The 12,934-nt window shown below is 65.7% G+C and carries 10 protein-coding genes and 1 tRNA gene; 4 read left to right on the forward strand and 7 right to left on the reverse strand.

Annotation, left to right across the window (positions count from 1 at the left end; all coding sequences use genetic code 11):
* The first annotated feature begins 6 nt into the window (after positions 1-6).
* Together ArtHe_RS09545 and ArtHe_RS09550 are read left to right on the forward strand one after the other, a co-directional pair.
* Positions 7-474 carry a tRNA (cytidine(34)-2'-O)-methyltransferase gene (locus ArtHe_RS09545; RefSeq protein WP_248316595.1) on the forward strand — a complete coding sequence of 156 codons (468 nt, stop codon included), beginning with the start codon at positions 7-9 and terminating at the stop codon, positions 472-474.
* A 14-nt stretch (positions 475-488) separates the two neighbouring features.
* Positions 489-1,292: a class I SAM-dependent methyltransferase gene (locus ArtHe_RS09550; protein ID WP_248316596.1), complete on the forward strand. Its 804-nt coding sequence runs from the start codon at positions 489-491 to the stop codon at positions 1,290-1,292.
* A gap of 12 nt (positions 1,293-1,304) precedes the next feature.
* Here the strand turns inward: ArtHe_RS09550 and ArtHe_RS09555 are convergent, their stop codons facing one another.
* The 4 genes from ArtHe_RS09555 to ArtHe_RS09570 all read right to left on the reverse strand — a co-directional run bounded on the left by ArtHe_RS09555 (position 1,305) and on the right by ArtHe_RS09570 (position 5,766).
* Positions 1,305-2,057 carry a PIG-L deacetylase family protein gene (locus ArtHe_RS09555; RefSeq protein ID WP_248316597.1) on the reverse strand — a complete coding sequence of 251 codons (753 nt, stop codon included), beginning with the start codon at positions 2,055-2,057 and terminating at the stop codon, positions 1,305-1,307.
* The gene (locus ArtHe_RS09560; protein ID WP_248316598.1) at positions 2,054-2,998 is read right to left on the reverse strand and encodes an electron transfer flavoprotein subunit alpha/FixB family protein; all 945 of its coding nucleotides are present in this window, start codon (positions 2,996-2,998) and stop codon (positions 2,054-2,056) included. The genes ArtHe_RS09555 and ArtHe_RS09560 overlap by 4 nt, the downstream gene beginning before the upstream one ends.
* Before the next feature lie 49 nt (positions 2,999-3,047).
* Positions 3,048-3,887 carry an electron transfer flavoprotein subunit beta/FixA family protein gene (locus ArtHe_RS09565; protein ID WP_174522103.1) on the reverse strand — a complete coding sequence of 280 codons (840 nt, stop codon included), beginning with the start codon at positions 3,885-3,887 and terminating at the stop codon, positions 3,048-3,050.
* A gap of 313 nt (positions 3,888-4,200) precedes the next feature.
* Positions 4,201-5,766 (reverse strand): trypsin-like peptidase domain-containing protein, encoded by a 1,566-nt coding sequence (locus tag ArtHe_RS09570; RefSeq protein ID WP_248316599.1) that lies wholly within the window; start codon positions 5,764-5,766, stop codon positions 4,201-4,203.
* A 428-nt stretch (positions 5,767-6,194) separates the two neighbouring features.
* Here ArtHe_RS09570 and ArtHe_RS09575 point away from each other — a divergent pair, with 428 nt between their 5' ends.
* Together ArtHe_RS09575 and ArtHe_RS09580 are read left to right on the forward strand one after the other, a co-directional pair.
* A complete protein-coding gene (locus ArtHe_RS09575) occupies positions 6,195-8,144 on the forward strand; it encodes a TPM domain-containing protein (RefSeq protein ID WP_349238346.1) in 1,950 nt (649 codons plus the stop codon).
* 70 nt (positions 8,145-8,214) lie between these two features.
* Positions 8,215-8,967, forward strand: coding sequence for a PspA/IM30 family protein (locus ArtHe_RS09580; RefSeq protein WP_248316601.1), 753 nt, complete (start codon positions 8,215-8,217; stop codon positions 8,965-8,967).
* 66 nt (positions 8,968-9,033) lie between these two features.
* On the opposite strand, the gene ArtHe_RS09585 is transcribed toward ArtHe_RS09580, so the two are convergent.
* From ArtHe_RS09585 to ArtHe_RS09595, 3 genes are all read right to left on the reverse strand, one after another.
* On the reverse strand, positions 9,034-9,597 hold the full coding sequence (locus ArtHe_RS09585) for a DUF6328 family protein (protein WP_248316602.1): 564 nt from the start codon (positions 9,595-9,597) through the stop codon (positions 9,034-9,036).
* 167 nt (positions 9,598-9,764) lie between these two features.
* Positions 9,765-9,841 (reverse strand) — tRNA-Met (locus ArtHe_RS09590).
* Positions 9,842-9,886: 45 nt separating this feature from the next.
* On the reverse strand, positions 9,887-12,793 hold the full coding sequence (locus ArtHe_RS09595) for a UPF0182 family protein (RefSeq protein WP_248319736.1): 2,907 nt from the start codon (positions 12,791-12,793) through the stop codon (positions 9,887-9,889).
* Positions 12,794-12,934: the final 141 nt, after the last annotated feature.

Genomic DNA, 12,934 nt, shown 5'->3' on the forward strand with positions numbered 1-12,934 from the left:
AAGGAGGTGTTCCGCATCCTTTTCCATACCCCTGAAATTCCGGGCAATACCGGCAATGCCATCCGGCTGGCCGCTGTCACGGGCGCCGAACTGCACCTGGTGGAGCCGCTGGGCTTCGACTTGGAGGACTCCAAGCTGCGCCGCGCCGGGCTCGACTACCACGATCTTGCCGTGCTGCACGTCCATCCGAACCTGGAAGCGGCGTGGGCGGCTCTCCAGCCGGACCGGGTGTTCGCGTTTACCTCGGACGGCGAAACCAGCTATACGGATATCGAGTACCGGCCCGGCGATGTCCTGCTCTTCGGACCCGAATCGGTCGGCCTGCCGCTGGAGGTCAAGAACGATCCGCACGTGACTGCCAGGGTCCGGCTGCCCATGCTGCCTTCCCTGCGTTCACTGAACCTGGCGAATTCCGCCTCCATAGCTGTCTACGAAGCCTGGCGTCAGCAGGGCTTCGCAGGAGCCCAGCTCTAGCCGAAGGAGACACCATGCCCGAGCAGCACCCCCTAGCACCAACCTTTGATTCCGGTGCCGCGGATTTCGAGCGCCTGGCTCCGTCCCTGTGGAACCCCATGGGCAACGCACTGGTGGCGGCGGCGGATGTGCGGGTCGGGGACAACGTCCTCGATGCCTGCTGCGGCGGCGGTGCGATCACCATTCCGGCAGCGCAGAGCGCCGGTCCCGGCGCGATAGTCGACGGCGTGGATATTTCAGCGGACCTGCTGGCTGTGGCGGGTTCGAAGGCAGAAACCCTGTCCCTGGAAAATGTTGCCCTTCATCAGGCGGATGTCCTGGAATGGCAGCCCGGAACCGAGTACGACGCCGTGCTCTGCGGTTACGCCGTCTTTTTCCTGCCGGACATGGACGCCGGAGTGCACCACCTCGTCTCGCTGCTTCGCAGCGGCGGCAGGCTGGCGCTGAGCACCTGGGCCGAGGGGTCATTGACGGAGTTCTCCAGCGCCCTCTTCCGGCATTGTGCTGCTGAAGGCGGGCACATCGAAGTTCCCACCGCAGCCGCCCGGGAGAACATGATGCGCATTAACACACCGGAGAAGGCCACCGCCTGGCTGGAGGGCCTGGGCCTTGAACAGGTCAAGGCCGTGCATACTCCGGTTCCGGTGCAGCTCAGTTCCGAGCTGGCGTGGTCCCTGGTGCTGGGCAGTGCCCTGCGGATGCTGCTGCCCGGAGACCCGGACGCGCTGCGGCGGGTCCGGGACGGTTTCCTTGCCGAGCTCGGCCCGGACTACACGCTGAACGCAGACACGCTGATCGTCACAGCGCTCAAACCGTAGGTCCGGCGGGAGCTAGAAACCCGCAATGGTGGAGGGTGTGTTCACGCCCACCACGTGGAAAACCTCCGCACTGCTGCCTGCCGGCAGACCATGCCGGCGGGCATTTTCCTGCAGGAAACCGCGGACGGAGGCGTCCATACCCTCGATGTCCGGATGCTGGCTGGCGTGCACCCGGATGGCGGCGAGCTTCTGGTCCAGCTCCGCGGTGATGTCCACGGCATGGTTTTCCCGTTCCCGGGGAGCACCGTAGAACCAGAGCCACGGTACTTTGTAGGCCTCGAGCCCGCGCGCTGCGAGTTCAGGGTAGGCGAACGGGTTCTCCGCGGCCGGGTAGACCGCCCGGGTTACGATCTCACCGCAGGCCAGATGGTCCGGGTGGCTGGCCTGGATCCGCGGCCAGTTCCGTTCCGGGTGCATGGCAAGCACAACGTCCGGCCGGACCTGGCGGATCAGCTCCACCGTCCGGCCGATGACCTCGTGGCCCACTTCCAGGAATCCGTCGCGTTCGCCCAGGAAATGCAGCTGGCCGGCGCCAACGATGTCCGCAGCGGCCCGCTGCTCGCTGTTTCGCAGTGCGCTCACGCCCGCGCGGTCCCCTGGTTCAAAACCGCCGGCGTCTCCGTCAGTCATCACGCAGTAAGAAACCTCGGCGCCCTGCGCAGCCCACGCCGCCAGCGTTCCCGCTGCCCCGAAATCAATGTCATCCGGGTGCGCAGCAAAGGCGAGAACCCGCTGCACCTTTATTTCAGCCGGAAAAACCGTCACGCCCGGCGCCGCCGGATTTCCTCGGCGGCCTGCGGCAGCACGGAGAACAGGTCACCCACCACCCCGAAGTCGGCGATCTCGAAAACGGGTGCGTCGGAATCCTTGTTGATGGCCACAATCACCTTGGCGGTCTGCATTCCGGCCTTCTGCTGGATCGCGCCGGAAATACCGGCGGAGATGTACAGTTGGGGAGAGACCGTCTTGCCGGTCTGGCCCACCTGCGCGGAATGCTCGATCCAGCCGGCGTCCGTGGCTGCACGGGAGGCTCCCACGGCGCCTCCCAGCAGGTCGGCGAGCTCCTCAAGCGGTCCGAAGTCGCCGTCCACGCCCCGGCCTCCGGCCACGATGACCCGGGCTTCGGACAGCTCCGGACGTCCGCTCACACGCTTCTCGGAGCGTCCGGTCACGGTTGCCGCCGGACCGGTTTCCGGAACGGTGACCAGGCTGCGCACCGGTCCGGCGTTGTCCCCGGCCGACGCCGGTTCGACCGAGTTCGCCTTGATGGTGATGATCGGAACCCCGGTCTCGACCCGGCAGGTCGACGTGAAAGACCCGGCCAGCACCGATTTGGTGACCGAGAGATCCGGTGCGACGGCGACGGCGTCGGTAATAACGCCGGAACCGAGCTTGATACCCGTCCGCGCCGCCACCTCCCGGTCTTCGAAGGAATTGCCCAGCAGCACGGCCACGGGCCCGGCTGCCCGGACCGCTTCGGCGAGGAACGCCGCTTTGGCAGCGACCAGCACATCGGGCAGCGGCTGGGCAGGCTCGTACAGTTCCACGGCACCGTGCCTGCCCAGTTCCGCGGCGGTTTCCTCGGACAGCGGGCGGGGTGAGGCGACCACCGGGTCACCTATCGAGGCGGCGATAGCCAGCAGCTCGCGGGCCGCCCGCGGCAGCGGCAGGGACGGAACATCGATGAAGACCAAAACGGAGCCCATGGGGCGCCCTCCTTGGGGGTGCGGGCGCGGCAGCGCCTGAGCGGACGTGCTAGATGAGTTTCTGCGAAGCGAGGTAGTCCACGAGCTTGATGCCGGCATCCCCGTCGTCGTTGATGACGGTGCCCTGCCCGCGCGCCGGGCGCGGTGCCGACGCGGCCACTGAAGTCCAGGACCCGGCCAGTCCCACCTGGGACGCCTCCAGCCCGATGTCCTGGAGCGAGAGCACGGCAATAGGCTTTTTCTTTGCCGCCATAATTCCGCGGAAGTTCGGGTAGCGCGGCTCGTTGGCCTGGTCCGTCACCGAAACCAGGGCCGGCAGCGGCGCCTCGATCGTCTCGGAGTAGGAGTCGCCGTCGCGCCGGGCACGCAGCACCGGACCGGACGCGGTATCCACCGCTTCCAGCTCCGCGGCGAAGGTCAGCTGGGCAAACGACAGCCGCTCGGCGAGCTGCGCCGGAACCAGGGAGGTCTCTCCGTCGGTGGACGCCATTCCCGTGATCACCAGGTCAACGGGTCCCTGAGTGTTGTCCAGATGGCGTACGACGGCGGCCAGGGCCAGGGAGGTGCCGGCGGCATCGGATCCGGCGAGACCGTCATCCAGCAGATGCACGCCCTTGTAAGCGCCGATCTGAAGGGATTTTTTCACCGCATTCACCGCGGCCGCCGGCCCCATCGCAACGGCGGTAACGGTGTTGCCGCCCTTTTCTCCACCGCGTGCCTCAGCCAGCTGGAGCGCGGCTTCGAGGGCATATTCGTCCAGCTCGGAGAGGATGCTCTCGGAACGGTCAAGTGTGTGGTCCGGGCCAGCCAGCTGACGATCAAACTGGGTGTCCGGGACGTGTTTAACCAAAACGACGATGTTCAGCGGCCTGTTGGCTGACTCCTGCATTCCGGCCTTTCCTGTAGGACGATTCCGCCGGTGGGATTCCGGCATTCCCCCGCGCATCGGCGGCGACAGTTTAAAGCTAATCACACGCCGGCGCCGGGCTCGAATGCCAGGGCCCGGCGCGCTCCGGTGAAAGTTCCCTCCGGGTAGTCCCGGCACTCCCCCTCAGGGGGTACCACCCCTGGCCGCAGCTGCCGGAACATGGCTCCGGCCCGCTGCGGAGATGGATTCATCCCCACAGCGGGCCGGACCAGTTTCTGTTGCGCCTGCGTCTTTCTGTTGCGCCGGCGTCGTGCTCGGTGCGCGGGCCGGGCAGCTACTGGCTGGCTGAGTCACCCAGCGTGGTGCTGGTGCTGGCGGTCTGGCCGTTGCGGACGTAGTCAATGTTGACCTTGCTGCCGGCAGCCTGCATCCGGATGGCTGCGGTCAGGGACTGCGCATCGGTGATGGGGATTCCGTTCACGGATGTCACGATGTCCCCCTTCTGCAGCCCTGCGTTGGCGGCCGGTGTCCCGCTCGCCGGATTGTCGGCGATCGCTGCACCGATGGTGAAGGAGGACGAGCCCGACCCGGTGGCCGGCGTTACCGAGACGCCCAGGAAACCGTGGCTCGCGGATCCGTCGGCGATGATTTCCTCAGCCACGCGTTTTGCGTAGTTGGCGGGAACCGCAAACCCGACGCCGATGCTCCCGCTGTCTTCTCCGGTGCTGCTGGAGGACGCCGAAGCGATCGCAACGTTCACACCGATGACTTCGCCGTCGGAGTTCACCAGCGCTCCGCCGGAGTTTCCGTGGTTGATCGCCGCGTCAGTCTGGATGACGTTCAGGTAGATCGATGAGGAGGCCGAACTTTGGTTCTGCGAGGACCCGTCCGGCGGTGCAAACCGGAACCCGTAGCCGTCGTCCTCCGGTGCCGAATCCGTGTTGGACTCGGGTGCGGCTGATGACTGAACGCTGATGGTCCGGTTCAGGGTGGAGACGATCCCATCGGTGACCGTGCCTGCCAGTCCCAGCGGTGCGCCGATGGCGATGACGGTGTCTCCGACGTTCAAATCGCCCGAGTCCCCCAGCGAGGCAGGAGTCAGGTCCGGTGCGTCCACCTTGATGACGGCGAGGTCGGACAGCGGGTCGGTGCCGACCACCGTTGCGGAAAGCACGCGGCCGTCTTCGGTCTGCACCTCGATGGAGGGGCTGGCAACCGTGCCGCCGAGCGTCACCACGTGGGTGTTCGTCAGGATGTGCCCTTCATCGTCCAGGATGATCCCGGAGCCGCTGCCGGAACTGCCGGAGCCGGAGACCTCGATGGTCACCACGCTCGGAGAGGCCTTTACCGCCGCGGCAGTCACGGCGTTAACGCTCTCATGATCGTTGACCACCACGGTCTGGGACTGGCCTGTGGTTCCAGCGGCCGTATTGCCGCCGTTGAGCGCCGCGTCTGCCGCGACCGCCACACCGCCGCCGAGGAGGCCGGCTACCAGCATCGCCGTCACCAAGGTCCCGGTGCCGTAACGGCGCCGTTCCGTTGCTGCGGGCGGCAGGCCTGTATTCCCGTGGCCCCCGCCGTAATAGGTGCTGCCCGGGGAATCCGATGGATAGGGGGCGCCGTATCCCTGCTGCGGACCGGAGCCCGGAGTGCCGAAAGTGCCAGGCTGCGACGCGGACTGGGCCGGCATCCCGCCGGGTGCCTGCTGCGCCGTCCAGGCTGCCTGCCCGCTATTCCCTCCCGGGTCGGGATGAGCGCCGCCGCCGGCGGGAAGCCGGGTTGTTTCGGTCGCCGCAGGCTCCGGCGCGTCCCCTGCCGGGGTGCTGGAAGACGGCGGTGCCGGCGGACGGGGAGGCAGAGGCCGCTGTGTGCCTTCGCTGCCCCCATAGTGCTCAGTCATATGGGCCGTCCTTTCGAGAATTCGGTTTACCCACAAGTATCGACCCATCCACTATGACAGGGGAGTCTGTGATGCAGACTGGAGAAGTCTGGATGGTTACTGGGAGTTTGCCGAACGGCTGTGGCAGCGGTTGGCCGCCGGACCGCCGTCGTCTCCCCTAGTCAGCCGTGGTATCTCCGGGCAAGCGTCCAGCTCCATGGGATACGGTTTCGTGGTGGACGGGTGCTCTGGCCACCCATAGAATCAATGCAATCCGTCCGGCAGAGCCCAGCACCACCAGACGCGGCGCAGAGACAAGTTCAGAGACAAACAAGTTCAAAACACACAAGGGATTTTTTATGCGGTTGAGGACGAAGCGGTTTGCGGCCGTGCTGGCTCTGAGTGCGCTGGCGGTGCTGACTCCGTCCATGGCCCACGCGGACCCTCCCGTGAGCATTCCCCCCGGGCAGTATCTGGTGGATACCAACGATTCCCTGGGCGGCAGCACCGGCGAAGTCCAGCAGGCAATCACGGACGTGCAGCGCAGCAGTGGCTACACCCTCTACGTCGTGTATGTGGACAGCTTCACCGATCCCTCGGATGCCAGTGCCTGGGCAGAGGACGTCGTGACGGAAAAAGGCATGGGGTCGAAAGAAGCCCTGCTGAGCGTCGCAACCGTCGAACGCAAGCTTGAGGTCTCCACCGGAGACCAGTCGGTACTCACTCAGGAAAAGCGCAACGCGATAATTGAGGCGGCCCAGGAACCGCTGCTTGGCGTCCAGAACATCAGTTCCGAACAGTGGGCGGCTTCCGCTGTCAACGCCACCAAGTCCCTGGAAGACATTGCCGAGGGCGGCAGCGGGGAAATCTCCACCGGCGGCAGCAGCCTGCTCCCCGCGTTCATCACCGCCGGCATCGTGCTTGTCGGAGCATTCGCTGTCTTTGCGCTGGTCCGCAGCCGCTCGCGGAAACGCGGCGCGCTGCCGCGGGCACAGGACGCTGCGCCGAAGGATCCGCTGGATGCCATGAGCGTGGAAGAGCTGCGCAAGCGTGCCGGGAGCCTGCTCATTGCGGCAGATGACGCCATCAAATCCAGCGAGCAGGAACTCGCTTTCGCCGCAGCCCAGTACGGGGACGACGCCGTATCGACGTTTACCGACGACCTCGCCGTCGCCCGTGCCCACATGGGTGAATCCTTCAAGATGCAGCAGCAGCTCGACGACGAGATTCCGGATACCGAGGAGCAGCAGCGCACCTGGCTCAAGGACATCATCCGCCGCTGCGAAGCGGTCAACGATTCGCTGCAGGCGCACAAGGAAGACTTCGATGCGCTGCGCGAGCTGGAGAAGAACGCACCGAATGCACTCGCTTCGGCGCAGGAATCCGCGCGCGCCGCCGCGGCCAGGCTGGACTCCGCCCAGGCGGCCCTGAACGGACTCAGTACCCGGTACAGCGACTCCGCCCTGGTCCAGGTGCGGGACAACATTGAACAGGCCACCGAGCGGCTGGCCTTCGTGGAGAACGCCGCGGCCACCGCGGAAGAAAAGCTCAGCAGCGCAGACACCTCCGCAGCGGTGCTGGCCGTCCGGGCCGCCGAGGAAAGCCTCCATCAGGCGAATGTCCTCATTGATGCCATTGACCGCACCGGGGCGGGGCTGGACACCGCAGCCTCGGAACTGGACCGGGCGGTAGCCGACGCACGGCAGGATCTGGCGCAGGCACGGGCCTTTGCCCAGAGCGGCGCCCAGAGCGCCCTGGCCGGCCCGATTGCCGGCGTCGAACAGGCGCTGGACGCCGTTGAAAGCGCCCGGCGCGGCAAATACGATCCGGTGGACCTCCTCGGCCGGCTTGAGTCCTCCAACGCCCAGCTCGATGCGGCGCTGGAGGGGCTCCGCGACCGGCAGGAACAGGAACGCCGGGCCCGCGACGCCCTGCAGCACACGATCATGTCGGCGCAGGCACAGATCGCGGGGACCTCCGACTACATCCGCGCCCGCCGCGGCGGCGTCGGCAGCGGGGCGAGGACCCGGCTCGCCGAAGCGGAACGCAACCTGCAGCAGGCCATCGCCGTGCAGTCCTCAGACCCGGTCAGTGCTCTCGCTTACGCCCAGCAGGCCAATGCGCTGGCAGCGCAGGCATCCGAGATGGCCCGCCAGGATGTCGACGGGTTCGGCGGAATGGGCGGTATGGGCGGTGGCGGCGGTATGTACGGCGGACGCGGCGGCGGCAGCGGGCTGGGCGGGGCCATCCTGGGCGGCATCCTGATCGATTCCATCCTCCGCGGCGGCTCCCATGGCGGCGGAGGCGGCTGGGGCGGCGGCGGTTTTGGCGGCTGGGGCGGCGGAGGCGGCTTCGGCGGCGGCGGTGGGGGCTTCGGTTCCTCCGGCGGAAATTTCTAGGCTGCAGCCAAGATTTTTGACAGGCTGGTAACAGCACAACTCACAACCCCAGCGTTTGAAAGGCAGACAGATGGTAAAGCAGTCAATATTCGGACGGATCGCCACACTGGCCAAGGCCAATATCAATGCCCTCCTGGACCAGGCGGAAGACCCCCAGAAGATGCTTGACCAGATGGTCCGCGATTACAGCAACAACATTGCCGAAGCAGAGAGCGCCGTCGCCCAGACCATCGGCAACCTGCGGATGCTCCAGGACGACTACAACGAAGACCTGGAGAACGCACGGAACTGGGGCAACAAGGCCCTCGCGGCCTCCCGCAAGGCGGACGAGTTCCGCTCCGGCGGGAACACCGTGGACGCAGAGAAGTTCGACAACCTTGCCAAGGTCGCGATTCAGCGCCAGATGGCTGCTGAGAGCGAAGCACGCGGCGCCGAGCCGACGATCGCTTCTCAGGAAGAAATCGTCGAGCGCCTCAAGACCGGCCTGACCCAGATGAAGGACAAGCTCCAGCAGCTGCAGTCCAAGCGCAACGAGCTCATCGCCCGCGCCCGGAACGCCGCCGCACAGAACCAGATGCACGACGCCATCAAGAGCATCGACGTGATGGATCCCACCTCCGAGGTCGGCCGCTTCGAAGAGAAGATCCGCCGCGAAGAGGCCAAGGTGCGCGGCGCCAACGAACTCGCTGCGTCCAGCCTGGACGCCCAGTTTGAGTCCTTGGAGGATCTCGGCGAGCAGACCGAGGTTGAAGCCCGCTTGGCAGCCCTGAAGGCCTCGGCTTCGAACCAGTCCGCCAGCCAGTCTGCGATCGAGCAGAACTAACCACAGCGGCGTTATCCAGCAGGCTGGCCCCGGACCGGGTGCCGGCCTGCTGGTTTTTCCGCACTGTTACCCGGCCGGGGTTTCTTCTCCCGGGTCAGTGCCCCCGCCGCGCTGCAGAGCACGGCTGCGGCCGGCCAGCGGCAGCACGATCCACAGACCGGCAAGGACGACGGCGGCTGCCGCGGCGGCCACCGGGCCTCCCCAGCCACCGAGCACGATGTCGAACACCAGCCCTACGGTGCCGATGAGGATCAGTCCCACCAGGACCAGGGTCCAGCGCAGCAGCTGGTCGCTGTTGCGGACCAGATCGTATTTGATCCGGCGCTGGAAAAAGGAGCGGTGCATTACCACCGTGGACATCAGCACCGCCGTCACCAGCACCGACAGAACGACCAGGGCCAGATAGATTCCGGTTTGGGCCGGGGTAAGAGTGGTGAAGCGTTCCTGGAACGGAAGCGTCAGCAGGAAACCGGTGAGGATCTGGATGCCGGTCTGCAGCACGCGCAGTTCCTGCAGCAGGTCTGTCCAGTTGCGGTCCAGCTTCTGCAGGGCGCTTTCCCCGCGGTCCGGGTCTGCCTCCGGCCCGCTCCAGGTCTTTCCGTGCGGCCTGCCGCTGCGGCGGGCAGTCATGCAGCGAGTGTAGTGGCTCCCGCAGGCCTGCAGCGGGTTCGGCCGGAAGATCGGACACCGGATGTTGGGCACCGTCTGCAGCAGGGCACAGCCGGCAGGAGCCCCTGCCGAAAAACAGTGCTGGGAAAAAGCAAAATCCCCGTCCGGAACCCGGACGGGGATTTTCTTGGTTGCGGGGGCAAGATTTGAACTTGCGACCTCTGGGTTATGAGCCCAGCGAGCTACCGAACTGCTCCACCCCGCGGCGTGGTATCAACTGTACCGGCCGCGGGGCGGAGCCGCAAATCAGCTACTCACCGGAGCCTTCACCACTGGCGCCCTCTTCCTGGGCGGCACCGGCGGCAGCGCCGCCGGCGATCTTGTCCTGCGCTGCGATAGCCCGCTGGATAGCCGCGTTCAGCTTGTCCTGGGCTGCACCGTAGGCCGCGAAATCGCCGCTGGCCAGGGCGTCCTGGCCTTCCTGGATGGCTGCACCGGCATCGGCCAGCGCGGTTGTCAGGTCAGTCTGTGCCGTGGTTCCCCCCGGCACTTCGGTTCCGGTATCCGGGGTGTTGCCAACGTTCTCCTGGTCGCCGGTGACTGCGCCGGAATCGCCGCCGAACACTTGGTTCAGTGCTTCGTCCAGTGTTGGCGCGAACCCGACCTTCTCACCGAAGTTCACCAGTACGCGCTGCAGCGTCGGGTAGGACGATGCTCCCGAAGACTGCACATAGACCGGCTGCACGTAGAGCATGCCGCCGCCGACCGGGAGACTGAGCAGGTTGCCGTTGATGACTTCCGATGCTCCCTGGCGCAGCAGGTTCAAGGCGTTGGAAACGGTCGGATCAGAGTTGAACCGGTTTTGGGCCTGGCCCGGGCCGGGCACAGCGGTATCCGTAGGCAGCGCCAGGAGCCTGAGCTTGCCGTAGCCGTCTGCCTTCTCCCCCGCGGTCCCGGTGCCGGCGTCGGCGTCGGCAGCGAGGAATCCGTAGAGCACGTTCCGTGCTTCGCCGTTCTGAGCGACGAACGGGATAAACGGCGTCGTCAACGAGAAGGCGGCCTTCTCCTGGCCCGGCATCTGCAGGGACAGGTAATACGGGGGCTGCTTGACGTCGGAGTTCGTCCGCGTCGGGTCCGACGGGACAGACCAGGCGTCGTCGTTCTTGTAGAAGGAGTCAGCGTCGGTGACGTGGTAACGGCCAAGCAGCTCGCGCTGGACCTTGAACTGGTCCTCCGGGTACCGCACGTGCGCCATCAGGTCCGCTGACATGTCGCTGTAGGGCTTCAGCGTGGACGGGAAAACGTCCTGCCAGGCCTGGAGCAGCGGATCCTGGTCATCCCAGGCATACAGGGTGACTGATCCGTCATACGCATCGACGGTGGCCTTGACGGCATTGCGGATGTAGTTGACCCGGTCCGCGGGCAGGGCCTGGGAGCCGCCGCCGGTCAGCGAGTCGGTGGTCGCGGAGGCAAGCTCCTGCTGGGTGGAGTACGGGAAGTGGCTGCTGGTGGTGTAACCGTCCACGATCCACTTCACGCGTCCGTCCACGACCGCCGGGTAGGCATTTCCGTCGACGGTCAGGTACGGAGCGACCTTTTCGACACGGTCGCGGGGGTCCCGGTCGTAGAGGATCTGCGACTCTTCATTCACGAAGTCGGAGAGCAGCAGTTCTGTGGACTGGAACTTGATGGCGTAAACCAGCTGGTTGAAGATGTTGCCGATGCTCGGGCCACCCTCGCCGTCGAACGTGGTCTGCGAATCGTCCGCGGAATTGCCGGTCTGCGGACGGTCGATTTCCACCGGATCAGTGCCCTCAGGGGCGCCGACGACGGAGTAGTCAGGGGAAGACTCGCCGAAGTAAATGCGGGGCTGGTAGTCCCCGAGCACACCGGTGGACGGGATACCGGACTCCATGAAGCTGGGCTTGCCGTCCGGCTGGACGGTGGAGCCGCGGGCAGCGACCACGCCGTAGCCGTGGGTGTACAGGACGTGCTCGTTCACCCAGCCGGTCGGGACGCCGCCGATGTTCAGTTCGCGCACCGCGATCACGGTGTCCTGGACATCGCCTTCCACGTCATAACGGTCGACGTTGAGGTTTTCCGGGAACTGGTAGTACTGGCGGAACTGCTGCAGCTGGCCGAAGGCGTCAGAGACGACGTTCGGGTCCAGCAGGCGGATGTTGGAGGTGGTTCCGGCATCTGCTGCCAGCGCACCGGCGTTCGCGTCGACAGTGGCGTCGTACGGGATCACTTCGGTGTCCGAGAGGCCGTAGGCTTCGCGGGTAAGTTCGATGTTGCGCTGGATGTACTCGCGCTCAAGTGTCTGCTCTGACGGAATAACCTGGTACCGCTGAACGATCCAGGGGTACACACCGCCGGCGACGATCGCCGTGATGACCAGCATGGCCGTGCCGATGATGGGGAGGCGCCACCGTCCGATGATGGCCGAGACGATGAACAGCAGGGCAACGATCACGGACGCCACAGCCAGGATGGCCTTCGTCGGGATGACGGCGTGCACATCGGTGTACAGGGCGCCGGTCCAGGCGCCGGAGGTGCTCTGGAGGGTGTTGTAGCGGTCCAGCCAGAAGTTCACTGCCTGCAGCAGCAGGAAGGAAGCCGCGATGACGGCAATATGGATCCGCGCCGGCCGGCTGACGAAGATACCCTTTTCCTCGAGCCGGATGCCGCCGTAGAGGTAATGCGTGAGCAGTCCTGCAATACCGCTGATGACGACGACGGAAATCAGGAACCCGACGACGAAGCCCACGAAGGGCAGCGTGTTGAGGTAGAAGCTGTAGTCCATGTTGAATTCCGGGTCAGTCTGCCCGAAGTCATGCCGGTTGAAGAAGAGCAGGGTCTGTTCCCACATCGCCATCGCCGCAGTGCCGGCGAATCCGCCGACCACGACAGGGATACCGATCATGAGCAGCTTCCGGACCGGCTCAAGCTGCGCCTGGTAGCGGTTCAGGTTGTCCTGCATGGAGCTGTCCGGCGCATAGATCGGACGCGAGGAGTAGGCTGCCCGGATACTGAAGAAGACGCACGCCGCCATCACCAGGAACGCCGCGGCAAACAGGCCGAGGCGGGTGAGGTTCTCCTTTACGAACACCTCAAGAAAACCGAGCTGGTTGTACCACAGCACGTCGGCGTAGACCTGGGAGAAGTACACGAACCCGATCACCAGGACAGCAACCACAATGAGGGTTGCTATCAGCGGGCTGCGCCGCCGTTTGGTGGCGGTGGAGCCGGGTTGGGAGAATGGGCCATTTGGTCCGGAAGTCACAGTTTCCTCATCGTTCGGGGCGTCGGCTCACGGCACCTGCGGCAGCTCGGCGGGTGGAGATACTCCGCTGCC

This window comes from Arthrobacter sp. Helios, from assembly GCF_023167125.1.
GTDB lineage: Bacteria > Actinomycetota > Actinomycetes > Actinomycetales > Micrococcaceae > Arthrobacter_B > Arthrobacter_B luteolus.

Bases quoted from the DNA above. Each gene is read 5' to 3' on its own strand.
- ArtHe_RS09560 (WP_248316598.1), bottom strand. From the start codon at position 2,998: ATGGGCTCCGTTTTGGTCTTCATCGATGTTCCGTCCCTGCCGCTGCCG.
- ArtHe_RS09585 (WP_248316602.1), bottom strand. From the start codon at position 9,597: ATGACTGCCCGCCGCAGCGGCAGGCCGCACGGAAAGACCTGGAGCGGG.
- ArtHe_RS09570 (WP_248316599.1), bottom strand. From the start codon at position 5,766: ATGACTGAGCACTATGGGGGCAGCGAAGGCACACAGCGGCCTCTGCCT.
- ArtHe_RS09550 (WP_248316596.1), top strand. From the start codon at position 489: ATGCCCGAGCAGCACCCCCTAGCACCAACCTTTGATTCCGGTGCCGCG.
- ArtHe_RS09580 (WP_248316601.1), top strand. From the start codon at position 8,215: ATGGTAAAGCAGTCAATATTCGGACGGATCGCCACACTGGCCAAGGCC.
- ArtHe_RS09565 (WP_174522103.1), bottom strand. From the start codon at position 3,887: ATGCAGGAGTCAGCCAACAGGCCGCTGAACATCGTCGTTTTGGTTAAA.